The sequence below is a fragment of the Phaeobacter sp. HS011 genome (assembly GCF_018101215.1).
Taxonomy (GTDB): domain Bacteria; phylum Pseudomonadota; class Alphaproteobacteria; order Rhodobacterales; family Rhodobacteraceae; genus Phaeobacter; species Phaeobacter inhibens.
Genome location: NZ_JAGEUF010000001.1, coordinates 15,338 through 39,623 on the forward strand (window position 1 = coordinate 15,338; position 24,286 = coordinate 39,623).

The following is a 24,286-nucleotide window of genomic DNA, read 5'->3' on the forward strand; positions in this document are numbered from 1 at the left end:
CTAGTGGATCGCCCTCTTGAGGTGCTGTTGGTTGTATCTTTTGCCACATTCTCAACGCAAAATGGACTTGTGCCGGCCCCAGACTGGTCCTGCGTCGGGCGTCTTTGCGGGTTAAACATTCTGTAAGGGCGTGTTGTGACCTGTACGCCAGACGGGCTGGTCGCGTCATGGGAAGGGACAGCATGTCAGACGGCTCCGTCAGATAGATCTGCGGTGAGGTGTCCGCAGGCTTAGCCACTGCGGGGGGTGAGTGTTAGGCACAAGGTAGACGTGAGATATGGCCACTCTTGACAATGCGATCTGGTTGACCGGAACCAACGGCGCTGCGCAGAACGGTTCAACAACGCTGAGCGAAGGTGGCAACACCACCGTCGTGACCGGAGCCTTCACGCCGGGCAGCTGGGATAACTCGCAAAGCGGCTACAGGGTATCCGATTTCGGTGCCTTTGGCGTCAGCGAGCCGATCACCGCAAGCTATGGTTTTTCCAATCCGGTAAGCGATCTGCGGTTTGACCTGCAGCATGTGAATTCCAATGGCAGCTCCCATGATGACAAATTTACCCTGCGGGTTCTGGATGCCAGTGGCGTTCTGATCCCGGCGGCAGAGATCATCGCGGGACTGACTGGCGTGACCCACCATCAGGTGACGATCAATGCTGATGGGACGGTCTCCATCGAAGGGGAGGGCAGCACAGCTGCCAATATCGGCGTCTCGATTGACGGGCCGATCTCGCAGTTGGATGTGATTTTTGACAATGGCAGCGATGCGCCGATCTCTGGTGGTGCCGGGCTTTCGGACTTCACCTTCTCAATTCCACCCGCACTAGACTATGTCGTGGAAGGCACGGATGCAGGCGAACGGATCGATGTCGATTATCTGGGCGACCCCGAAGGGGATCGTGTCGATAATGGGGATGCGGCTGACGGCTCTCAGGATGATGTGATTGTGGCCGGCGGCGGCAATGATACGGTCCTTGCCGGTGAGGGGGACGACTTCGTTGAGGCTGGTACAGGCAATGATTCCGTCGAAGGTGGCGCAGGCAACGACACGCTCTTCGGAGGTGGCGGGCGTGACCTGCTGCAAGGCGGGTCTGGCAATGACCTGCTGCAAGGCGGAATTGACGGCGACACGCTTGAGGGCGGCGCAGGACGCGACACGCTGGAAGGTGGCGCAGGTAATGACTCACTGAGCAGTGGCGACGATAACGACCTTCTCTTGGGTGGCGATGGCGACGATACCATTACCGCAGGCTACGGCGACGACACGCTCTACGGAGGCGACGGCAATGATCGGCTCGAAGGGCTTTATGGCAATGATCTGATTTATGCCGGTGAGGGGGACGACCATGTCTTTGGCCGTGATCAGGATGACCTGATCTATGGCGAAGGCGGCAACGACACGCTGATCGGCAGTATGGGAACGGATACCGTTTGGGGCGGCGCCGGCAATGATATTCTGGCGGGCAGCCAGGGCAATGATGAGATTCACGGCGGCGACGGCGACGATCTGGCCTTCATCGGTGTCTATGAAGATTCTGATCGCATTTTCCTCGACGATGGCAATGACTTTCTGGACGGAGGTTCCGCTGGATCATCCTTCTACGGGGAAGGTGGTCGTGGCAACGATGTGATGAACAGCGGCGTCGGAAATGACACGCTGCTGGGGGGCGAGGGCTATGACCGGCTGAGCGGCGGCACGGGCGGGGACTCGTTGGACGGCGGCAGTGAAGATGATGTCATCGAAGGTGGTGGCGGGGCGGATACGCTCATCGGCGGAACCGGCGCTGACAGCCTCTACGGTGACGACGATCGCGATTTGTTTATTGGTGGGGCCGGAGACGTCGTTGACGGCGGCGAAGGCGGGGATGACTATGACCGCCTTGATATCAGCGAGCTACGTACGCTGGGCGATACGCGTGTGGTCTACACCAGTGCCGACCGGGAAGATGGTCGGGTTGAGGTCCGAAATGATCAGGGAGACTTTGTCAGCAGGCTGACCTTCTCCAATATCGAAGAGGTCATTCCCTGTTTTACGCCGGGCAGCCTTGTTTTGACCCCTGGTGGTGCGGTGCCAGTGGAAGCGCTTGAGGTAGGCGACCGGGTGGTGACGCGCGATGGCGGACCACAGACCCTGCGCTGGACAGCGCGCCGGACTGTGACCAATACCGACCTGGCACGGCGACCGCAGTTCCAGCCCATCCTCATCGAAGCAGGCGCGTTGGGGTCCGATGGCGGCGAACTTGTGCCGAACCGGGATCTGATGGTCTCACCGCAGCACCGGATGTTGCTGACCGGAAGCCGCGCCGAATTGCTGTTCGGGTCAAACGAGGTGTTGGTGGCGGCCGTGCATCTGCTCAATGATCGCAATATCCGTCGTGCGCGGACGATGGACGTAACATACATTCATCTGCTGTTTGATCAGCATGAAATCGTCTGTGTGGATGGGGCCTGGAGCGAGAGTTTCCAGCCGGGCGATCTGACGCTGTCAGGTATGGATTCGGCCCAGAGGTCCGAATTGTGCCATCTGTTCCCGGAGCTAGAGAGCATGGGGCGCGCCTTTCCAACGGCGCGGCGATCGCTGCGTAGCCATGAGGCGCGTGTGCTGTTGTCCTCGGGCCGTGGCAATATCAGGTAATACCCCAACAGGGTAGGACGACCCGGCCACGATTGGCAGCCGGGTCGAATTCTTTACTGGTATTTCTTGATTTCGCCGCTCTTGAGGCGGGCCAGATAGCTGTTCAGCTCGCCTTTGACGATTGGCATCAGGAAGTAGAGTGCCACGATATTGACGACCGCCATGGCAAAGATTGCCGCATCGGAGAAGTCAATGACCGGACCCAGGCTGGCTGCGGCGCCGATGATGACGAACAGGCAGAAAATCACTTTGAACACCAGTTCAGTGGTCTTGCCTTCACCAAACAGAAAGGTCCAGGCCTTGAGGCCATAGTAGGACCAGCTGATCATGGTGGAGAAAGCAAACAGGATCACCGCAATGGCCAGGATGTATTTGAACCAGCCAAATGAGGAGGAGAACGCCGCAGATGTCAGCGCCACGCCGGAGTTTCCATCGACGGTCTGGATGGCGCTGCCCGCTTCGTTCAGCACATAGAGACCGGTTTCAGGATCGCTGACCAGCTGGCCTGTGATGATGATCACCAGCGCTGTCATCGTACAGATAACCACGGTATCGATGAAGGGTTCCAGCAGTGAGACGAAACCTTCGGTGATCGGCTCTTTTGTCCGCACCGCGGAGTGGGCAATCGCCGCCGAGCCAACGCCGGCTTCGTTGGAGAAGGCCGCGCGCTTGAAGCCCTGAATCAGGGCCCCGACCATGCCGCCTGCAACGCCGAGACCGGTAAAGGCACCGTCGAAGATCTGGCCAAAGGCCCAGCCGATTTTGTCAAAGTTCAGCAGAATGATCACCAATGCTGTCAGCACGTAGAGGACACCCATGAACGGCACCACTTTTTCGGTGACGCTGGCAATCGATTTCAGGCCGCCGATGATCACGGCAAAAACCACACCGGCAAAGATGACGCCGGTGATCCAACCGGGATAATCGCCGAGAACATTTGTCAGCTGCGCATGTGCCTGATTGGCCTGGAACATGTTGCCGCCACCAAAGGCGCCGAGGATACAGAAAATCGAGAAGAGAACCGCCATGAACTTGCCACCCGGCAGGCCCCGTGCGGCAAAACCCTTGGTCATGTAATACATCGGACCACCGGAGACGGTGCCATCAGGGTATTCATTTCGGTACTTTACGCCCAGCGTACATTCGGTGAATTTCGACGCCATGCCCATCAGGCCTGCGAGGATCATCCAGAACGTCGCACCGGGACCACCGATGCCAACGGCGACCGCGACGCCCGCGATATTGCCGAGGCCGACGGTGCCGGAGAGGGCGGTGGCCAGCGCTTGGAAATGGCTCACCTCACCCGCGTCATTCGGATCGGAATAGTCGCCTTTGACCAAGGAGATCGAATGCGGAAAGGCGCGGAACTGGATCAATCCGAAGTAGATTGTGAAAATGGTTGCCGCAATCACCAGCCACGCAACGATCCAGGGGAAGCTGGTGCCGGGGAACGGGCTAAAGATGAAATTGACAAACCAGCCGGTGGAGCTGGCAAACAGCTCATTCACCTTTTCGTCGATGGTCTGTGCCATCAGCGGGCCCGACAGCCCGAGGGCGCCGGGGACGGCCAGAGCAGCCGCTTTTGATAGAGTGTTCATGATGACCCCTGTCGATCAGTTATGGGACAATGGTGACCGGAACCGGCGCAGCCTGCGCCAGGCTGCCTGCAACCGAACCAAAAAGCCGCGACGAGAGCGCGGAGTGGCCGGTGCGTCCGATAACGACGTGATTGGCGCCTTCGGATTTGGCGATGGACACCAGCACTTCGGCAATATTGCCGTATTTCACGGTGGCAGTGACATCCACGCCGCTGGTTTCCAGATCCTTGAGAAGGGGCTGAATCAACGCCGTTTCGGCGCGCTCCAGCTCTTCCGTACGGCGCTTGTGGCGCTCTGCCAGCTCCGCTGCGGAGAGAAAAGAATACGGTGACCATTCCAGGACATGCGCGACAACGATGCTGCCGCCCTGTGCCTTTGCCACGTCCAGCGCAAAGTTGAGCGCGGTACGTGCGCTCGTGCTGCCGTCGTAGCCAACTACGATTTTTGAGGCCATCTGCCCCTCCCTTGGTTTACGTCATCCCTGTGACGAAGTGTCTCAATTTTATGACGTTGTTGATAGGAAAGGTTCTCGATTTCCTTGCGTATTGGGAAAATTTCGGAAAAATGTGCGGATAACGATTAACTATTGGGAAAAATTCCGATGGACCAGCTGGATTCGCGCATTCTTTCCGCCTTGCAACAAGACGGTCAGATCTCCATGGCCCGCCTGTCGGAAAAAGTTGGGCTGTCTTTGTCCGCATGCCACCGTCGTGTCAAGATGATGGAAGCCAATGGCATGATTGAAGGCTATGCGGCGCGGCTGGATCGCAAGAAGGTTGGTCTTGAGCTGCAAATCTTTATCGAGATCAAGCTGGTCAGTCAGCAGCGGGAGAATATTCAGGCGTTTGAAGATGCCATTTCACATATGCCTGAGGTGCTGGAGTGCCATTTGATTTCAGGGGAATTCGACTATCTGATGCGCGTCGCTGCGCGCAATACGGATGCTTATGAAAAACTCTATCGCAACCGATTGTCGGAGATCCCGTCTGTGGCGCAGATGAAGACCCTGCTGGGGGTGTCCACGGTGAAAGAATTTCGCGGTTACCACCTGGATTAATGGCTCATGGCTGGCGGGCATCTGCGACCAGACAATCCAGTCCCGAAGACGTCAGAGTGGTGAGAAACGCCAGAAGCTCAGTCTTTTCTTGGTCGCTCAGGCCGAGCGGTTGCACACGCGGGTCTTGACCGGGCAGCCCCGCACCGCCGCTGTCATAGTAGTCAATTACATCAGCCAGCGTACTGAGCCCGCCGTCATGCATATAGGGTGGCGAGACAACAAGGTTGCGCAGCGTCGGTGTCCGGAACCGCCATCGGTCCTGCGGGTCCTCCGTCACCTCATAGCGCCCAAGATCAGCATCCCGGGGGCTGCTGACTGCGCGGACCAGGTCATAATCCACATGATGGATCACGCCGGGCGCGACCTGAACAGGCAGGGTTTTCGGTGGATTTTGGCGCTCCAGCTCCCGCATCTGACCATATCCGGTGTCGTGGAACTGCTGATCGGTGAAGAGCGCATCATCCGGGCCAAGTCTGTGGCAGGACACACACCCTGCTTTATTGCGAAACAGTTTGAACCCGCGTTTTGCGGCGGGTGACACGGCAGCTGGATCACCGCCATAGAACCACCGGTCAAACGGGCTGTTGCCGACGGTCAACGCCCGTTGGTAGGCGGCCAGCGCCATGCCAATCCGGTCTAGCGAAGCGGGCGAACCAAAAGCCTCCTTAAACAAGCTGTCATAAGCACTGTCGGTTTGGAGGTGGGAAACGACACGCCCTGCGGATGGGTTGGCCATCTCGTTTCGGGCGGTGAGCGGCCCGATAAACTGAGTTTCCAGCATTGGATCGCGGCCATCGTGAAACAGCGGGTTCAGCAGGCCCACATTGATCAGGCTTGGCGCATTGCGTTTCACGCTGCGCCCCTCCACGCCGACCGAGGTCGCGAGCTCCCAGTTGGCAAACCCCTGTTCCGGCACATGGCACATGGCACAGGACATGGTGTTGTTGATCGACAGCGCGCGGTCAAAGAAGATTTGCCGCCCCAGCGCAATCCGCGCCGCTGTCGGAGGATTGTCCGCCGGATAGACCAGAGGCGGCAACCCCAGCTGAGGTGTCAAACTGCGTTTGGCAGCTCTCTCCGCCCAGTCTTCATCTGGTGGCCGCGGACAGCTCTCAGCCGAGATTTGCACCGGAAGATCGCTTGGCCCGGCCAGAGTATCGCCGTCGGCAAGAACTATCGACGCGTCGAAAACCACCGCTAACACAGCGGCTGCATTGAACGACTTGAAATGCCGCAGAAGGGCGGGGAGGCGGATCACTTTCCGACCTCTTCCAGTAGCAGTGTTTCCACATCCGTCATCAACAGACGCGGGTCAATCAGGCCCAGCCCGTAAACATTGCGGATCATGCCGTGTCGGTCGACCAGATACATGCGCAGCAGATGGTTGATCTGGTCGTCTGCGCTGCCACGGTCCACGACCTGACCAAACCCGTCCAGTAGGGGCTGCAGCGCCGCGGTATCCGGTGTGGTCAGCACTTGCCAATCCAGTTTCTGTGCGCTGGCAGGATCGCTGCTCACCGGATGCGCAAAGGCCGCGATGGCCTCGACCGTGTCGCGCTCGGGGTCGAAGCTGATGGTCATCAGTTGAACGTCCTGTCGCAGATCCGGAAGCTGTGCGCTGGCGTCGTGAATGTCATAAAGTGTCGAGAAAGCCAGCGGACAGCCATCAACATCGCCGCAGGTCAGATAAACAAAACTGACCAGCGTGATCTTGCCATCGATCAGCTGATGCAGCTGACCGGTGGTGCCATCGGCGGTCAGTACCGTGCCATCCGGTGCAGGTTTCAGTCGGTTCAGCCGGTACGATCCTGGTTCCGGCGGGCGGAACTGGAAGGCCGGGTCGCTTGGGAATACGTCTGAGAGGCGGGCGGGACTGGCCCGCAATGCAGCGGGCGTCAACCGCGCCATCAGATCCGCTGGGCGCCAGGTTCCGGCCAGGGCCACAACACCTGTCAGCAACGCCGCAGCAGCGGTTATGGAAACGGCGAGAGTTCTCTTGCGCATGGAAATCCTCCGGCAAGTTGAGGTCCGCGAGGGGATGTTGGGGCGGCAACATACCGCCCCAAAGCGGTCTCTTAAGCGGAATAGAGCGCGGCGCTGCCAAAGCGCATAATATGCGCGCGACCCAGGCCTGCGGCATAGAAGTCGATGTTGAAATCCTCGACCAACTCTTTGCCGTCCCAGTTGTAAGCTCTCAGATACTGCACATCGTCATCACCCTTCTTGTCCCAATTGGCGAGCAAGGAAGAGGAGAAATAGACCCGTTTGCCGTCCCAGCTCTGACTAACCATATTGACCTGTCGATCAATGGTTTTCTCATAGATCTGCGCCGGGTTATGCGGGTCGGAGATATCAAACAGCCGGGTCTTTCCATCCATGAAGGAATTGACCCAAAGCGTCTGATCATCGGCGGCGATGGAGATGTCGACGGGCAGTGGGATGTCTTCGGGATTGCCGATATCTGCCACCGATTTGGCCTGCCATTCGCCATCGTCATCCTCATAGATCAGCCAGAGCTGCGAGGTGAGTGCGGTGGTCGAGAAAGCATAATTGGCATTTGGTCCCCAGGGGAAGCGCACTTCGAGCGGCGCGCCGGGCACGTTGAAGACCTTGCGGGGCTGACGGGTGTGCAGATCCCAGAGCACCATGCTGTTGCCAAAGCGTTTCATCGCCTCGGCGTCCTGCAGCATCTGCCCGAAATCCATCATGTAGTTTGACCACCCCGTGAAAGAGGAGGTGAGCATCACATTCTTGCGGATCAGGGCGCGAATGTCATAGCCGTAACCATCCGCAACCGCGCCATCCACCGCAACGGCCCCTTGCATGTCATCGGCAGTCGGCATCCAATAGGTGGCGACATAGTCCCCGTCATCATTGTATTCGACCAATGCCGTTCGGCCGCCGTGGTCGTCCTGATTGCTGAGCCCGGTGATCATCATGCTGCCGGGCAGGGCAAAAAACGTGTGGGGGCCAACCACACCGCCGGAATCGGTGACGAAGGTCTCAATCACCTTATGCAGCTTGGGGGCTGCTGGGTCGCTGTGAATGTCGAAGATGAAGATGCGATTGGTATCAAGCCCGCCAGTCCAGAAATACCGACGGTCTGCGGAGAAGCCGCCATGATGGGCCTCATTTCGGCCACCAACCGACAGGCTGTGTATGACCTCTCCGCGGGTTGGGGAGTCGGGACGCAGGTCAACCGTTACCATTTTATCCTGCTCGTCTCCCATCCCCTCCACTCCGAGGGTCCAGACGTAGACAAATTCTTCCTGACCCGTAATCTTGGGCATATAAGGGGACTGACAGGTCTCATCGGCAAAGGCGCGAAACGGCGCTGCCATGGCCAGCGCGGCGGCGGATAACCCGCCGAATTCTCTTCTGTTCATATTCTCTCTCCCTTCAAAAAAAATCAGTGTTGTTGGCTGGCCCTTTCCTTTGCAGCCGCCAGTGAATTGGCATTGGTGGTTTCCGCCTCAACGACCGAGCAATGTTGAATGGCCGCGGCGGCATGAACGGCTTGTTTTGTTAGAATGGGTAAAATTCTGGGCTGAATGGCAGGTGTGATACGGCTGGTTGGGCCCACCACACCCATAGAGAAAATGGCGCCGAGCCGGTCGACAATGATCGGCACTGCAACACTGGTGACCCCGATGTCAATCTCACCATCGCAGGTGGCATAGCCATAGCGACGCACCTGCTGCAACTCGCGGGCAATCTGGTCCGGGTCGGTGCGTGTCTTGTCGGTAAAGCGCATTGGTAACGTGTCAATCAGGTCTTCCTGAAGCTCCGGCGCGAGGAAGGCGGCAATTGCCTTGGCCGAAGAACAGGCATGAACCGGGCGGACCCCTAACCCTGGATAGATATAGGGAACCGAGGGATCGGCCGGAACCTGCGTGTGAATCAGATCAACGCGACCGCCGCGATAGCGCGCCAGAAACGCGGTCTCGCCCAGATCCTTCACCACTCGTTGCAATACGGCTGAGACCGCGTTGATGACATGAGTGTCGGATTTTCCTGTCAGCGCGATTTTGACGAACCGCAGTCCCAGAACATACCGGCTGCCGGTCTCGGTCTCCTCCAGAAAACCGCACTCGAGTAGCGCCGCGATATGGCGATAAAGGCTGGCACGGGGGGTCGCTGTCATCCGGGCCAGTTCGCTTGCGCTTACCGGTGAGGCAGAGGAGGCTACTGCTTCCAGAAGAAGGATCTGTCGGTCCTGCATGCGATTCCCAGAATATGGACACTTGTATCGTAATTCGGGAAAATTGAATCTGGCAAGGTTTTTCGCCGACCCACGTCAGGGCCTGCCGCAAGGCGGGAGGCGGCAGTAAGTCGCCGCCTCTGAAGTGTTTCAGCGCAAGAGGGCCTAGCGGGCAGGGCTGCCATCGCGACCGGTGGGGATGACCTCGTAGCCGGGTTCCTCAGGCTCATCATCGGTCATTTCGGGTGGGAAACCGGGTGCAGTGATCTCCAGACCAGTGGCTTCTTCCAGCCGTCTGATAATGTTTGGTGATAGTTCACGGCTGCCAAATCGCTCTTCACCATCTTTGAAGATCTTGATCATCAAGGGGTTGATCTCCAACGGAACGTTGTGGCGATCAGCGACGGCTTGGAACAGACCAATGTCCTTGGATACAAGGTCCATAGTGAAGGAGATGTCGCGGGATCCGTTCAAGATAACTTGGCTTTCGGTCTCATGTACAAATGAGGTGCCGGAGGAAATTTTGATTGCTTCATAGGCGGTATTGAGATCCATGCCAGCAGCTTTTGCGGTCACCAAGGCCTCACAGCAGGTCAGAAGATTGGCGGTTGCCAGGTAGTTGGTGATGACCTTCAGGACTGAAGCTGAGCCGATTGGCCCTGTATGCAGGATACGCCGTCCCATGGTTTTCAGCAGCGGCGCGATCCGGTCAAAGGTCTCACGGTCGCAGCCGGCGAAGATCGAGATATTGCCGGTGTCAGCCCGGTGGCAACCACCGGAGACGGGGCAGTCTACCGCGGTTCCACCCGCCTGTTCGACCATGGCGCCAAGGCGTTTGACCTCGGCCTCATCTGTGGTGGACATCTCCATCCAGATCTTGCCGGGGCCAATCTCCGGCAGCATCTGTTGCATGACCTGATCGGAGGCCGCGGGCGATGGCAGACAGGTGATCACCGCGTCGCAATTGCGCATCAACTCTGCCGGGTCATTTGCTGCTGTGGCGCCGACCTCCGCTGCCTTGGCAACCAGCGCTCCATTCAAGTCATAAACGCTGAGATCAATGCCGTTTCGCAGCAGGCTACCACTCAGCTTGCCGCCAACGTTTCCCAGACCGATAAATCCTACTTTCATGCCGCTCTCCCTGCTGGCTGTTTGGGGGAGCATTCCAAGAACGACGGCAAAGAGGAACAAAAATTGCAACTTTCGGAGTGAAAAATAGCTGTTCGACGCGCGGCTCTGACAGGTCCCCAGTTGGGGCGTGCATTCAAAAGGTCATATGCGGCTTGGCGTCGCTGAAACCCGCCAGACGGCGATTTTATTTCGGAGGTGTGATCCGCCCAGAAGCAGCGTGCCCAGATCAGTTTCCAGCGCAGTCAAAGGGTGTGACCATGGAAATTCGGCTCTGAGTCGCGACGGGCGGTGCCTTAAGGATCTGGTTGGCGTAGAGCAGGCTGAGGAAGGCATTGCGCATGTCGCTGGCAATGTCGTGCTGCAAGGCGACGGTTATTTTCCCCTGCCGCAACAGTGTTCTGTTCTCACTATCCAGATCATGGGCGATATAGGCGCGGGGGACCTGAGCATGACTCTTCAGCAGTTCCAATATGGCGCGATTGGCCCCGCCCATGGAATAGACGCCCAGTATCGGCCCAATGTCCGGAGCGGACAGTTTCTCCTGCAGCAACGCTCTGGTTTCAAGTGCCAGCCCGGCCCCGGCCTCAACCGTCATCAGCCGCAGATCCGGGCGGCGGTTTGACATCAGCCTGAGGAAGCCATGTCGCCTTTGAGCCTCGCCGTGAAACGCCAATTGGCTGAGCGTGGTGAGGATGGTTGCCCCGGGCGGTGGACTTCCCGGCAGACATTTGTCGATCATATAGGCTGCCGACTGGCCCGCCGCGTAGTTGTCCGGGCCGCAATAGGCGCGGCGAACACTTCCGGGCAGGTCCGTAAAGACGCAGACAACCGGAATGCCCTTGCCGTCTAATTCCGCGACCATCGCGTTGATCTCAGGCAAATCCCGTACCTTCAACACGACCCCGTGACTGCCACGCTTGACGATCTGCCGCAGCAGGGCGATGCAGTCTGGCGCGGACATGATCTGGCGAAAACTAAAGCGGGTGTGGATCACCGCCGGACCAATGGATGGCAGGACGGCCTCAGTCGCGTGCCGAATTTCCCGGCTGAACCGTTCGGGCGCTTCCGCCACGACGTCGAAATGAAGCCGCCGCCCGCGTGCTGAGAGTTGTTGTTCCTGCCCCTCCAGTTCGGCGATGGCTGCGCTAACACGGGCCCGGCTGCGGGGACTGACATTGGCGCGTTCGTTCAGGACACGGTCCACAGTTGCCGTGCTCAGCCCGGATTGCCGGGCGATATCCTTGATCGGAAAAGGATGACTCATTGATGTATTTTTGATGGATTTGCGCGCTGACCACAAGCGCCCGACCCGGCAATCTCTCCTCATAGCAAAAAATACGGCAGAGAGGAGGCCACGATGACAGTTGCTGCTACACCGATGGAGCAGGCCTATTTTGATCCCGAAGGATGTGCACTGAGTGATTTCGCTGCGCAGGTTGAACAGGAACTGACGCCCGACCAAGTTCCGTTGGCCAGCAAGATCGAGAAGAATATCCCGATCTATGACATGGCCGCGCTGGGCGAGACGCTGAGCGATGTCCGCGCGCGCCAGCGGTTGATGGCGGAATGGGCGCATGGGTTGCGATACGGGGCGGGTGTTCTGGTCTTACAGGGTGCCTTTCAGGAATTGGCGCCGATTGATGCGGCCACCGTCATCTATAACCGTATCATCGCAGACGAGAAGGCCGCGACCGGCGAGAGCGCAGATCATTTTGCCACCGCAGGGGCAAATGACCGGATCTGGAATGCGCTGCAAAAACTCTGCGAAGCGGCGCCAGATGTTTTCGCTCGCTACTTTGGCAACACATCTGTCGCAGCGGTTTGCGAAGCTTGGCTGGGGCCGAACTACCAGATGACGGCGCAGATCAATCTGGTGCGACCGGGCGGTGCCGCACAGCAGGCGCATCGTGACTATCATCTGGGCTTTCAAACGGCAGACACATCCGCGCAATATCCGGCCCATGTGCATGATCTGTCGCCGGTTCTGACCTTGCAGGGGGCCGTGGCCCACACCGATATGCCCGTGGAAAGTGGTCCGACCAAGCTGCTTCCGTTTTCGCAGCAATACCGTGCGGGCTATGCAGCTTGGAGGCGCGCGGACTTCCGGGCTTATTTCGAAGAACATTGCGTGCAGTTGCCCTTGGCGAAGGGGGATGCTGTCTTCTTCAACCCGGCTTTGTTTCATGCCGCCGGAGCCAACCGGTCGGAGGATATTCAGCGCATGGCGAACCTGTTGCAGGTCTCGTCTGCCTTTGGGCGTGCAATGGAGACCGTGGATCGGCGCGGCATGTCGGAACGGCTTTTCCCGGCACTGGTCAAACTGAAGCGTGCGGGGGCCATGAGTGAGGCTGATCAGGCCGCAGCAATTGCAGCCTGCGCAGAGGGGTATTCTTTCCCAACCAATCTGGACCGCGATCCGCCGGTGGGTGGTTTAGCCCCTCAAACACAGGCCGGACTGTTTCATCAGGCCCTTGCCGAGGGGTGGACGTCTGAGCGTTTCAATAAGGCGCTGGCGGCGCAGGACATGCGCCGCCAAGCGTAAGGAATCTGATCGCTTACAATGCGACCGGTGCCCCCGTCTCAAGAGATTTGGCGGCGGCATCGGCCAGCATCTGGGCGCGCAGCCCGTCGTCGATGCTGGGGGAGGGGGTGCTGCCGGTTTGTACGGCTTCGACAAATCGCGCCATCTCGTTGCGATAGGCTGCTTCATAGCGTTCAAGAAAGAAGTGCTGCGCCGGGGCAGTCTGAAAACCGGTGCTCCCGGCCACTTCCACCGTGTTTTCCAGCATATTGGCTGCACGGAGCATTCCCTTGGAGCCATGCACTTCAACCCGCTGATCGTAGCCATATGTGGCCCGCCGAGAGTTGGAGATCTGGCAAATTTTTCCGCTGGCCGTGGTGAGCGTGACAGCGGCTGTGTCTACATCGCCGACCTCCCCAATGGCAGGATCAACCAACGCCGAACCAACCGCGAAGACCTGTACGGGTTCCTCGGCCAATAGGAAGCGCGCCATGTCGAAATCATGGATCATCATGTCCCGGAACAGTCCGCCAGAGGTCTTGATATAACTGATCGGCGGCGGAGAGGGATCGCGTGACAGGATCGAGACGATCTCCACATCACCGATCTCGCCTGCCCGAAGGCGCTGTTGCAGATTGGCAAAATTGGGGTCGAAGCGACGGTTGAATGCCGTGAGGAAGGCAACACCAGCCTCTGTCACCACCTTTTGACAATCGCGAATGCGGTCAGCGGACATATCGACGGGCTTCTCGCAGAAGATCGCCTTACCTGCGGCAGCGGCCTGATGGATCAGGTCGTAATGCGTATCAGTTGGAGTGCCGATGACCACCGCGTCTACGTCCGCGCTGGTGATCAGGGCTGAGGCTTCGCGCACATCCGCGCCGATCTTGCTGGCCAGCACATTCGCGGCATCCGGCATTGCGTCAGCAACCGCGGTAACGCGCACTCCGTCCAATTGCCCCACAGATCGCGCATGGACCTGCCCGATGCGTCCGCAGCCCAGAAGGCCGATATTCAACATTGTGTCTCTCCCTTGAAGGCGCGAAGAACGCTGCGCGCCGCAGCAACGACCGGATCATGGGTCTCGGACAGGATGCTTACCCTGTCGAAACGGTCCGGATCGCTATTCACCGCATCGCGCATTGCGGCCCCAAAGGCCATGCGCAATTCGGTGCCGATATTGAATTTGCAGATACGCGACTCGCGGGCCAGCATCTTGCGCTGCGCTACCGGCACGCCGGAGCCGCCGTGGATCACCAGCGGCACCTCGGTGATAGCTTCAATGGCGCGGATGCGGTCGATATCGAGTCCGCCTTCCTTGTCCTGTTGCAGATGCACATTGCCGACCGAGATCGCCATGGCATCAACGCCTGTTTCTTGTGCGAATTGCCGTGCCTCCTGCGGGTGGGTACCTGCGGATCCTTCGCCACCCGAGTAGCCGACAAAGCCGATCTCTCCCTCGCAAGACACGCCTGCGGCATGTGCCATACCGACGATGGCGGCGGTTTCAGCGATGTTGTCTTCCAAAGCGTTGCGCGAGCCATCGAACATCACAGAGGTAAAGCCGCTGTCGATGGCAATGCGGCAGTCCTCAGCCGTGTAGCCATGGTCGAGATGGGCGACCACTGGGACCGATGCGCCTTCGGCCAGATGGCGGAACATCTTGCCCAGGATCGGTAGCGGCGTATGGACGCGACAGGACGGGCCGGCCTGCAGGATGACCGGCACGCCTTCGGCTTCAGCAGCAGCCACATAGGCGCGCATGTCTTCCCAGCCCAGCGTCACCAGCCCGGCGACGGCATAGCCATCGCGCAGGGCCGGTTGTAGGACCTCAGCCAGAGTTGCAATGGTCATTTAAACTTGGCCACCATGTCTTTGATGCCGGGGATCGTTTCGACCTGATAGGCATGGGTCGGCTGGAAATACTGGATCAGGCTGCGCTGGCTCAGACCGCCAAGGATGGTGAAATAATACATCTCATATCCTGGCATCACGGCGCAGGGGTGATAGCCCTTGTCGATCATGATCGTGGAGCCATCCATCAACTGATAAGCGTCCCCCGGCTTGCCCTCTTCGCGTTGCAGGATCTGGACGCCAGAGCCGTGGTTGGGACGGAAGCGGAAGTTATAGGTTTCGTCGTGGCGCGTTTCGATGATGTTGCCATCCGCGTCCTTGCGATCGGTGTCGTGCTTGTGCGCCGGAAAGCCGGACCAGCCGCCCTGACCCACAGTGAACAGTTCCGACACCAGCAAGCGGCCGACCTTGTCGTGCTGTTTCTGACCCAAGATATGTTTAATCTTGCGGTGGGTCTTGGTGTCGTCAGAACCGTATTGGACCTTGTCAATGCCGCCTGCGCGCACGTCAAAAGGTTCCAGCACCTTGTCATATTTGGCCCCGGCGATGAAGGTTTCGGTCGCATCTGTTGTGCAGGTGATGGTCACCTTGGCCCCGACGGGAATATAGACGCCCTCCGGCTCACCATCCCAGACGTCGACGGTGCGATTGCCGACGCCCGCGTAGCTCAGGCCTTCGACCTCGATATCGACAGTGCCCGTCGCGGGGACGATGCAGGTCTCATATCCCGGGACCTGATACTCAAAGGTTTGGCCCTTGGTCAGTTTGACGATGTTAAAATAGTTCAGTGGCACCAGGTCGTTTTCGGCCTCTACAATGGCTTTGTTCTGGTTGTCATGAGGGGCGATATGCATTTGCGGGTCCTTTCAAATTTCGGTGGCGCCGGGATGCGTTGCAAGAAACGCCTCCAGCGCAGCAAGATCGGGCATGGCGGGGGCGCAGCCGGGTTTGGCCACCACAACGGAAGCACAGGCCGAGCCACGTAGAATGGCATCCTTCATCGGATGCCCTTCGGAGAGGGAGGCGAGAAAACCGGCCATGAAACTGTCGCCGGCGCCGGTTGGTTTCAGCGCGTCAACGGGATAGATGCCGGTGCGGATTTCCTGCCCATCAGCGAAGGTGACGGCGCCCTTGGGGCCCATCTTGTAGACCACGACAGAGGCGCTGGTTTCCGCCAGTGCGCGAGCTTTGGCGAGGCCTTTGTCGATGCCGCCAGCCATGAAGCCGAATTCCTCGTCATTGCCGACAATGATATCGGACATCGCGCCTGCGCGAGACAGGACATCAGCAGCCACTTCAGGTGAGGGCCAGCTATAGGGGCGGTAGTCCACATCAAAGATGATCGGCAGCCCGGCCGCGCGGGCCAGATCAAAGGCGCGGAAGGTAGCGCTGCGTGATGGCTCAGCTGCAAACACCGTGCCAGCGGTGATCAGTGCGCTGTATTGGCTGTAGTCCACCGCCTCCACATCCGCGATGGTCATCTGAAAATCGGCGGCGTTGTTGCGGTAGATCACGCTTTGGTGGTCTTCGACCCGGCTTTCATAGACCGCAAGCGAGGTTCGATACTCGCCGGTGATGCGTTTCACGTGAGTCCGGTCAACACCGTAGTGATCCAGCTGGTTGAGGCAGTACCACCCCACGGCATCATCGGACACGCTGGTGACCAGTGCGGATCTGCACCCCATTTTGACCAGACCTGCCGCGATATTGGCGCTGCTGCCGCCCATGGCGACCATCATGTCCTGTGCATCAGCGGTGGCGGTGCCAGCAGGGGTCGGGCACAGGTCCATGCCGACCCGACCTATGACTAAAAAATTGCGCCCTGCCAGGTCCGAGCGAGCCTTGCTTGGCTGATCCATCACACGCCCCGCCGCTGCTTACTACGGCTGGTTTCCCAATCGACATGGGCCTCCTGCACTTTGGGGTCATTGGTGGTATGCGGCGTGCCTACCTCCCACCAGGCGTGGCCTTCGGTGGTCCAGCCCTCATAGGCGTCCACCTTCATCACGATGACTGTCGTACGGTCGCTTGCTTGCGCGCGTTTGAACGCCTCTCCCAGCTCTGCCGGGTTGGCGACGGTTTCGGTGAGTGCCCCCATCGAGGCCGCATGGCTGGCAAAATCAACGCCAAAGGCTTCGGGAATGGTTGGGCAATCCTCCAGCAGGTTGTTGAAGCTGGTGTTACCAGTGTTGTTCTGCAACTTGTTGATGACCGCAAAGCCGCCATTGTCCAGGACCAGAATGATCAGTTTCTTCTGGCTGAGAACGCTGGAATAGATATCAGAGTTCAGCATCATGTAGGATCCGTCACCGACAAAGACGATGGTGTCACGGTCTGTTTCACGCTCGGCTTGGGCGATGCGTGCCCCCCAGGCTCCGGCAATTTCATACCCCATGCAGGAAAAACCGAACTCCACATCGACCGTGCCGGGTTCCAGCGTGCGCCAGTTTGCGGTCACTTCGGCCGGAAGGCCACCAGCCGCCGCAACCACACGGTCCTTCGGATTGCAGAGCGCATTTACCACGCCAATGGCCTGTGCATAGGAATTGGGTCGATTGTCTCCGTAGCAGACATTGTCAGCCACATAGGCCACCCAGCTGTGGCGCTCTTCTTGCGCGCGGGCCACCCAGTCTTGCGGGGTGCTGTACCCTTCGCAAGCGGCACCAAGGTCGAGCAGGGCGCACTGAGCGTCGCCGACAACGGGGAGCGAGCGGTGCTTGCCTGCATCATGCCGGGCAGCGTTGACAGAGATAAATTGGGCATCCTGTGCAAATGCTGTCCAGGATCCGGTCGTGAAATCCTGTAGCCGGGTGCCCACCGCAAGGATCACATCCGCCTCCGCGGCAATCGCATTGGCGCTGTCCGATCCGGTGACCCCGATAGGGCCGATATTGAGTGGATGGGTGTCACGCAGGTTGGCGCGACCGGCGATGGTTTCAACAACCGGGATCTGATGCGTTTCGGCAAAGGCGGTCAACTCCGCAACGGCGCGACTGTATTGCACCCCGCCGCCTGCGATGATCATCGGGCGTTTGGCGCCACGCAGAGCGGCAGCAGCCTCTGCAATCTCGGAAGCATCCGGAGTAACACGGCGAATGCGATGAATTTTCTTCTCAAAGAATACCTCTGGGTAATCATAGGTCCATCCCTGCACATCCTGCGGCAAACCGAGGAAGGCGGGGCCGCAGTCGCCGGGATCCAGCATGGTGGCAATTGCGGCAGGCAGCGATTGAATAATCTGCGCCGGATGCGTGATGCGATCCCAATATCGCGACACGGGCTTGAAGGCATCGTTCACGCCAAAGGTCGGATCGTTGAAATTCTCCATCTGCTGCAAGACCGGATCCGGCAGACGGGTAAGAAAGGTATCGCCACAGAGCATCAGCATCGGCAAGCGGTTGGCATGGGCCAGAGCCGCAGAGGTGAGGAGGTTTGATGTGCCCGGGCCGGCACTGGCGGTGCAGAACATGAACCGCTGGCGCAGCCATTGCTTGGCATATCCAGCTGCCGCAAAGCCCATGCTTTGTTCATTCTGGCCGCGATAGAGCGGCAGCGCGTCACGCGCCTCGTAGAGCGCTTCGCCCAGGCAGGTCACATTGCCATGACCGAAGATGCCAAAGCCGCCGCCACAAAGGCGCAACTCCTCGCCATCGACCTCTATGAACTGATTGGACAGCCATCGGATGATGGCCTGGGCGGTGGTCAGTTTAACTGTTTTCGGCGGCGTCGTCATAAGCAGGGATCCCTGGGATGGTCTGTGGTCGGGTCGATTTGATCTTGCGAGATGTCGAATCCCAAGATACAAGTTTTGCAACCGGTTGCAAATTGAATTTGATGGTTTGGGAGGCCAGAATGACCGAAATCGGCATCGGAATTCTCGGCGGGGGCTACATGGGTAAGGCGCATGCCGTCGCCATGGCCGCAGTGGGGGCTGTGTTCGACACCGCTTTGCGCCCACGTCTGGAAATGGTCTGCGCCACGACTGCCGCCAGTGCAGAGCGGTACCAGCGGGCCTATGGGTTTCAACGCGCAACAGACGACTGGCAGGTGCTGGTCAACGACCCCAAGGTTGAGGCGATCGTCATCGCATCCCCACAGCAGACTCATCGTGTCGTGGCCGAGGCGGCCTTTGCGCTGGGCAAGCCCGTTTTTTGTGAAAAGCCGCTGGGGGCATCCCTGTCTGATAGTCGTGCCATGGTGGCAGCGGCGAAAGTGTCAGGCTGTCCCAATATGGTCGGGTTCAACTACATTCGAACCCCTGCCAGCCAATATGCGCGTCAGCTGATTGCAGATGGCCTGATCGGGGAGGTGACCTGGTTTCGTGGCGAGCATACTGAAGATTTCTATGCCGACCCGGATGCCCCCGCGACATGGCGTACGGAAGGCGAAGCCAATGGCACCATGGGCGATCTTGCGCCCCATATGATCAATGGTGCGATGGCGCTGATTGGGCCGATCGCGGAACTTATCGCAGAGGTTGAGACCGTTCATACGGACCGCCCCGGTGGCCGTGTCACCAATGACGACCAGGGGCAGCTGATGTGCCGTTTTGCCAATGGGGCGATGGGGCAGATGTTCTTCAGTCGTATCGCGACGGGCCGCAAGATGGGCTACGCCTATGAAATCACAGGTACAAAGGGCGCGATCCGTTTTGACCAAGAGGATCAGAACGCGCTTTGGCTTTATCTCAGCGAGGGCGACGAGGCCACGCGCGGTTTCCGTAAAATCCTGACTGGCCCTGCGCATCCCGACTATCTGCCATTTTGCCAGGGGCCGGGGCACGGCACCGGTTATCAGGATCAGATCCTGATCGAGGCGCGAGATTTCCTGCGCGCCATTGAAACACAGACACCGGTCTGGCCAACGTTTGAGGACGGTATGGCCGTAAACCAGGTGATTGCTGCTGCCATGGCCGCCTCTGAAGCGCGGTCCTGGCAAACCGTATCCACGTTCTAAGTATCTAAGAAAGCACTGCAAAATGACGATCAGAATTGGCAATGCCCCATGTTCCTGGGGGGTAGAATTCGCGCAGGACCCTCGTAACCCGGAATGGCGCAGCGTTCTGAAGGACTGCGCCGAGGCTGGTTATAAGGGGATTGAACTGGGTCCTGTGGGCTATATGCCGGAAGATCCAGCGATCCTACGAGATGCGCTGGCGGAATATGATCTGGAATTGATCGGCGGCGTCGTCTTCCGTGCCTTCCATGATCCGGACCAATGGGATGATGTTCTGGACGGGGCGCATCGCACCTGCAAGGCGCTGCAGGCGCATGGAGCGCAGCATCTGGTTCTGATTGATTCCATCTCGCCCCGCCGGGCGCCGACCGCCGGTCGCGCATCGGAGGCTGAGCAGATGAACCAAGCAGAATGGTCAGCATTCCGCGACCGGCTGGCCACCGTGGCCCAGATCGGCACTGAGGAATATGGGTTGACCGTTGGCATCCACGCCCATGCAGCGGGGTTCATGGATTTTGAGCTGGAGCTTGAGCGGCTGTTAAACGAGGTTGATGACAAAATCCTCAAGATCTGTTTCGACACCGGCCATCATTCCTATGCCGGATTTGATCCGGTTGCCTTCATGAAACGGCATATGGACCGTATCAGCTACATGCACTTCAAGGACATCGATCCGAAGGTGAAGGCCGATGTGATCGCCAAGCGGACAAATTTCTATGATGCCTGCGGGCAGGGGATTTTCTGCAATCTCGGCGAGGGGGACGTCGACTTTCCAGCGGTCCGGCAACTGCTTGTCGAGGCTGGGTTTTCCGGTTGGTGTACGGTTGAGCAGGATTGCGACCCGACACTGGATCCCGACCCGGTAGGGGATGCACGGGCGAACCGCGAATACCTTGAATCTATCGGTTTCAACTAGGGAGCGGCACCATGACAAAATTGAAATGGGGGATGATCGGTGGCGGCGAAGGCAGCCAGATCGGGCCGGCTCACCGTCTGGGCGCGGGGCTGGATGGTGCCTTCGATTTTGCGGCAGGGGCCTTGGATCACCGTCCAGAAGAGGGACGCGCCTATGGTCAGCGGCTGGGGCTTGCGGCGGATCGCGCCTATGGCGACTGGCAGGAGATGCTGGAGGGGGAGCGCAACCGCGACGACCGGGTTGATCTGGTGACTGTGGCGACTCCCAATGCCACGCATTTTGAGATTACCAAAAACTTTCTTGAGGCGGGTTTTCATGTGCTGTGTGAAAAGCCGATGACCATGACCATTGAGGAAGGCGAGGAAATCGTCAAAATCGCCAAGGCACAGGGAAAGATCTGCGCCGTGAATTATGGCTATTCCGGATATTCTCTGGTCCGTCATATGAAGGCGATGGTCGCGCGCGGTGATCTTGGTAAAATCCGTCTCGTGAAGGCGGAATTTGCCCATGGGCATCATGCGGATGCTGCCGATGCGGATAATCCGCGGGTGCGCTGGCGCTATGATCCGGCGCAGGCCGGGGTCTCGGCCCAATTCGCGGATTGCGGCATTCACGCGCTGCATATGGCGAGTTTTGTCATTGGTCAGGAGCTGGAGCGCCTGTCGGCGGATACCGTCAGCTGTATCGAGAGCCGGGTTCTGGAAGATGACGCCATGGTCAATATGCGCTTTGATGGCGGTACCGTCGGGCGGCTCTGGACCTCATCGGTGGCAATCGGACGCCAGCATGGGCTGACCTTGCAGGTATTCGGTGAAAAGGGCGGTCTGCGCTGGTCGCAGGAACAGCCGAACCAGCTCTATTGGATGCCGCTGGGAGAGCGCTTGCAAGTGATCGAACGTGGAGAGGCCAATCTCAGCCCTGAGGCAGATCGTACCAGTCGTGTGACCATCGGTCATGCCGAGGGGATGCCGCTGGCTTTTGCCAATATTTATAGCGACTTGGCTGAGGCGATCAGTGCCGACAAAGCGGGGCGTCCGATAGATCCCGCCGCTGACCTATACCCGCGGGCAGAGGACGGGTTGCGCTCCATGGCGGCGGTTTTTGCGGTGGCTGAAAGCGGTGCGACAGACGGGGCTTGGGTGGATGCTCGCCCGCCTATGTTTCGCTAGCTGAAGCGTTGGTTCGAGGGCAGGCGCCGGATTTCTAACGCCTGTCTTCTTTGCCGGGTGGTTCAGGTTTTTTGCGGCCGCAGCGTTCCGCGCTCCACGACATGGCAGGGAAAAATGCGGGCTTCTGGATAGCGATCAGGTTCGTCCAGCATAGCCGCGACCAGCTCAATTGAGGAATTGACGATCTGTTCAATCGGCTGGTGAATAGTGGTGAGGTCAATATTTTCCCATCGCGCCATTTCCATGTCGTTGAGGCCGATAACGCCAACATCCTGCGGCACCTGCAGGCCCTGTTCGCGGATCGCACTGAGTGCCCCGATCGACAAGACGTCATCACCGCAGAAATAGGCTTCTGCTGGGTCGTCTTGTAGCAGGCGGAGCATTTCGCGGCGGCCTGCCTCGAAAGAATAATCCTCCGCAAAACTATGTGTTGCAGTGATCTCTGGATGGGCCTCCATCTCGGATGTGAAACCCTTGCAACGATCCTGAGTTGAGGTTGCGGTTTGCGGGCCGCCCATGAAAGCGACCTTATTGTATCCGCGGGCTACAAGTGTGCGTGCAGCCATGCGGCCGCATTCGACGTTGTCGATCCCCACAACATGTACCTGCGGTGTGGAAGATGAGCGGCCAAAACTGTGAACCACCGGCACGCCAGCATCGCGAAATGCCTTGGCAAAGCCTGGCGGGAGGGTAGATGAGGCTACAACGACACCATCCACGGAATACTGTCGCAACATCCGCACCGAGTTTTCCGGGTCCGTTTCATCGGAGAGATTTACCAGCAGTGGTCGCAGGCCGCGATCCTGCAGCCGGCGCGTGAACCGGTCGAAGACTTCGAGGAAAATCGGGTTGTGAAAGTTGTTGGAGACGAGGCCAATCAGCTTGGTGCGCCCAGTTGTCAGAGAGGAGGCTAATGCGTTCGGACTGTAGCCGAGTTCCTGCGCGGCCTTCTCGACCTTGCGCCGCATCTTTTCGGAGACTGATGCGCCATCGGTGAATGTGCGCGATACCGCTGATCGCGAGACCTGCGCTCGTTCTGCCACATCTTTTAACGTTACAGCCATTCCTGCTCTTCCTCTTGTCAGGGCCATCGGGGGCCCATCCACCTGTGCAACCGGCTGCGCACCGGATCAGAGTGTCTATCGCGGATCCAATTCGAGTTCAGCAGAAAAAATGCTGCCACAAATTGCAACCGGTTGCAAAAAAAATCGATTCGTGGTTATCCTGATCCCCGACGCGAATGGGACCGCCCGGACGCGATCGTGACGGTAAAACTTTGGGAGGAAAGAATGACGTCAATCTTCAAGACATTTATGCTCGCAACAACGGTTGCAGCGGCGCCGATGATGCTGGCAACAACAGCGTCTGCCGAGGGTGAGAAATATATCCTCGTCAGCCACGCCCCCGACAGTGACAGCTGGTGGAACACCATTAAGAACGGGATCGCTCTGGCCGGCGAACAGATGAATGTGGAGGTGGAGTATCGTAACCCGCCGACTGGTGACCTCGCCGATATGGCGCGGATCATTGAGCAGGCAGCAGCCTCCGGGCCCAACGGCATCATCACGACCCTGTCCGACTATGATGTATTGTCTGGTCCTATCAAAGCAGCCGTGGACAGCGGAGTGGATGTGATCATCATGAATTCCGGCACCCCGGATCAGGCCCGCGAAGTCGGCGCCCTGATGTATGTCGGTCAGCCAGAATATGATGCAGGCCACGCGGCGGGTATGCGTGCCAAAGCGGACGGTGTCGGCAGTTTCCTCTGCGTGAACCACTACATCAGTTCGCCCTCGTCGACAGAACGGTGTCAGGGCTTTGCCGACGGGCTGGGTGTGGATCTCGGCGATCAGATGATCGACAGCGGACAGGATCCGGCGGAAATCAAGAACCGCGTTCTGGCCTATCTCAATACCAACCCGGAAACTGACGCGATTCTGACTCTCGGCCCGACCTCGGCGGATCCAACCCTGCTGGCGCTGGACGAAAACGGTATGGCTGGCGACATTTATTTCGGCACCTTCGATCTGGGTGAGGAAATCGTCAAAGGTCTGAAATCCGGTGTTATCAACTGGGGGATCGATCAGCAGCCCTTCCTGCAGGCCTATCTGCCAGTTGTGGTTCTGACCAATTACCACCGCTACGGCGTGCTGCCCGGCAACAACATCAACTCTGGCCCTGGTTTTGTGACCAAGGACGGCCTGGAAAAGGTCGAAGAGTTCGCGGGCGAGTACCGGTAACCATCTCC

General features: G+C 58.7%; 21 protein-coding genes. 7 read left to right on the forward strand and 14 right to left on the reverse strand.

Annotation, left to right across the window (positions count from 1 at the left end):
* Nucleotides 1-277: 277 nt before the first annotated feature.
* The gene (locus J4721_RS00085) at nt 278-2,635 is read left to right on the forward strand and encodes a Hint domain-containing protein (RefSeq protein ID WP_211001821.1); all 2,358 of its coding nucleotides are present in this window, start codon (nt 278-280) and stop codon (nt 2,633-2,635) included.
* A gap of 53 nt (nt 2,636-2,688) precedes the next feature.
* Here the strand turns inward: J4721_RS00085 and J4721_RS00090 are convergent, their stop codons facing one another.
* A complete protein-coding gene (locus tag J4721_RS00090) occupies nt 2,689-4,233 on the reverse strand; it encodes a sodium:alanine symporter family protein (protein ID WP_014873800.1) in 1,545 nt (514 codons plus the stop codon).
* A gap of 19 nt (nt 4,234-4,252) precedes the next feature.
* The gene (locus J4721_RS00095) at nt 4,253-4,687 is read right to left on the reverse strand and encodes a universal stress protein (RefSeq protein WP_014873801.1); all 435 of its coding nucleotides are present in this window, start codon (nt 4,685-4,687) and stop codon (nt 4,253-4,255) included.
* A 147-nt stretch (nt 4,688-4,834) separates the two neighbouring features.
* Between J4721_RS00095 and J4721_RS00100 the strand changes: the two genes are divergently transcribed.
* Entirely contained in the window at nt 4,835-5,290 is a 456-nt protein-coding gene (locus tag J4721_RS00100) for an Lrp/AsnC family transcriptional regulator (protein WP_014873802.1), read from the forward strand.
* A gap of 4 nt (nt 5,291-5,294) precedes the next feature.
* Here J4721_RS00100 and J4721_RS00105 read toward each other — a convergent pair whose 3' ends face one another.
* The 6 genes from J4721_RS00105 to J4721_RS00130 form a co-directional block, all read right to left on the reverse strand.
* On the reverse strand, nt 5,295-6,548 hold the full coding sequence (locus J4721_RS00105) for a cytochrome c peroxidase (RefSeq protein WP_211001822.1): 1,254 nt from the start codon (nt 6,546-6,548) through the stop codon (nt 5,295-5,297).
* Nucleotides 6,545-7,294 (reverse strand): SCO family protein, encoded by a 750-nt coding sequence (locus tag J4721_RS00110; protein WP_211001823.1) that lies wholly within the window; start codon nt 7,292-7,294, stop codon nt 6,545-6,547. The genes J4721_RS00105 and J4721_RS00110 overlap by 4 nt, the downstream gene beginning before the upstream one ends.
* A 71-nt stretch (nt 7,295-7,365) precedes the next feature.
* Nucleotides 7,366-8,676: a selenium-binding protein SBP56-related protein gene (locus tag J4721_RS00115; RefSeq protein ID WP_014879330.1), complete on the reverse strand. Its 1,311-nt coding sequence runs from the start codon at nt 8,674-8,676 to the stop codon at nt 7,366-7,368.
* A gap of 23 nt (nt 8,677-8,699) precedes the next feature.
* The gene (locus J4721_RS00120) at nt 8,700-9,512 is read right to left on the reverse strand and encodes an IclR family transcriptional regulator (protein ID WP_211001824.1); all 813 of its coding nucleotides are present in this window, start codon (nt 9,510-9,512) and stop codon (nt 8,700-8,702) included.
* A gap of 144 nt (nt 9,513-9,656) precedes the next feature.
* Nucleotides 9,657-10,622 carry an NAD(P)-dependent oxidoreductase gene (locus J4721_RS00125; protein ID WP_014873807.1) on the reverse strand — a complete coding sequence of 322 codons (966 nt, stop codon included), beginning with the start codon at nt 10,620-10,622 and terminating at the stop codon, nt 9,657-9,659.
* 226 nt (nt 10,623-10,848) lie between these two features.
* Nucleotides 10,849-11,886 (reverse strand): LacI family DNA-binding transcriptional regulator, encoded by a 1,038-nt coding sequence (locus J4721_RS00130; RefSeq protein ID WP_247655740.1) that lies wholly within the window; start codon nt 11,884-11,886, stop codon nt 10,849-10,851.
* 93 nt (nt 11,887-11,979) lie between these two features.
* On the opposite strand from J4721_RS00130, the gene J4721_RS00135 reads away from it, so the two are divergent.
* Nucleotides 11,980-13,164, forward strand: coding sequence for a phytanoyl-CoA dioxygenase family protein (locus tag J4721_RS00135; RefSeq protein WP_102874702.1), 1,185 nt, complete (start codon nt 11,980-11,982; stop codon nt 13,162-13,164).
* A gap of 13 nt (nt 13,165-13,177) precedes the next feature.
* Here the strand turns inward: J4721_RS00135 and iolG are convergent, their stop codons facing one another.
* The 5 genes from iolG to iolD are packed head-to-tail and all read right to left on the reverse strand — an operon-like array spanning nt 13,178 to nt 18,730.
* Nucleotides 13,178-14,164, reverse strand: a complete 987-nt coding sequence (gene iolG, locus J4721_RS00140) for an inositol 2-dehydrogenase (RefSeq protein WP_211001825.1) — start codon at nt 14,162-14,164, stop codon at nt 13,178-13,180.
* On the reverse strand, nt 14,158-14,997 hold the full coding sequence (locus J4721_RS00145) for a class II fructose-bisphosphate aldolase (RefSeq protein WP_211001826.1): 840 nt from the start codon (nt 14,995-14,997) through the stop codon (nt 14,158-14,160). The genes iolG and J4721_RS00145 overlap by 7 nt, the downstream gene beginning before the upstream one ends.
* Entirely contained in the window at nt 14,994-15,851 is an 858-nt protein-coding gene (locus tag J4721_RS00150; RefSeq protein ID WP_102848714.1) for a 5-deoxy-glucuronate isomerase, read from the reverse strand. Before J4721_RS00150 ends, J4721_RS00145 begins: the two co-directional genes overlap by 4 nt.
* A 12-nt stretch (nt 15,852-15,863) precedes the next feature.
* On the reverse strand, nt 15,864-16,856 hold the full coding sequence (gene iolC / locus J4721_RS00155; RefSeq protein WP_211001827.1) for a 5-dehydro-2-deoxygluconokinase: 993 nt from the start codon (nt 16,854-16,856) through the stop codon (nt 15,864-15,866).
* Complete coding sequence (gene iolD / locus J4721_RS00160; RefSeq protein ID WP_211001828.1) at nt 16,856-18,730, reverse strand: 3D-(3,5/4)-trihydroxycyclohexane-1,2-dione acylhydrolase (decyclizing); 1,875 nt, start codon at nt 18,728-18,730, stop codon at nt 16,856-16,858. The genes iolC and iolD overlap by 1 nt, the downstream gene beginning before the upstream one ends.
* 119 nt (nt 18,731-18,849) lie before the next feature.
* Between iolD and J4721_RS00165 the strand changes: the two genes are divergently transcribed.
* From J4721_RS00165 to J4721_RS00175, 3 genes are read left to right on the forward strand one after another with little or no spacing between them, the layout of a single operon-like run.
* Entirely contained in the window at nt 18,850-19,953 is a 1,104-nt protein-coding gene (locus tag J4721_RS00165; RefSeq protein WP_199537343.1) for a Gfo/Idh/MocA family protein, read from the forward strand.
* Between the two features lie 22 nt (nt 19,954-19,975).
* Nucleotides 19,976-20,869, forward strand: coding sequence for a sugar phosphate isomerase/epimerase (locus J4721_RS00170; protein ID WP_076619289.1), 894 nt, complete (start codon nt 19,976-19,978; stop codon nt 20,867-20,869).
* Nucleotides 20,870-20,880: 11 nt separating this feature from the next.
* Complete coding sequence (locus tag J4721_RS00175) at nt 20,881-22,038, forward strand: Gfo/Idh/MocA family protein (RefSeq protein ID WP_211001829.1); 1,158 nt, start codon at nt 20,881-20,883, stop codon at nt 22,036-22,038.
* Nucleotides 22,039-22,100: 62 nt separating this feature from the next.
* Here J4721_RS00175 and J4721_RS00180 read toward each other — a convergent pair whose 3' ends face one another.
* On the reverse strand, nt 22,101-23,102 hold the full coding sequence (locus J4721_RS00180; RefSeq protein WP_076619294.1) for a LacI family DNA-binding transcriptional regulator: 1,002 nt from the start codon (nt 23,100-23,102) through the stop codon (nt 22,101-22,103).
* Between the two features lie 225 nt (nt 23,103-23,327).
* Between J4721_RS00180 and J4721_RS00185 the strand changes: the two genes are divergently transcribed.
* The gene (locus J4721_RS00185; protein ID WP_014873819.1) at nt 23,328-24,278 is read left to right on the forward strand and encodes a sugar ABC transporter substrate-binding protein; all 951 of its coding nucleotides are present in this window, start codon (nt 23,328-23,330) and stop codon (nt 24,276-24,278) included.
* Nucleotides 24,279-24,286: the final 8 nt, after the last annotated feature.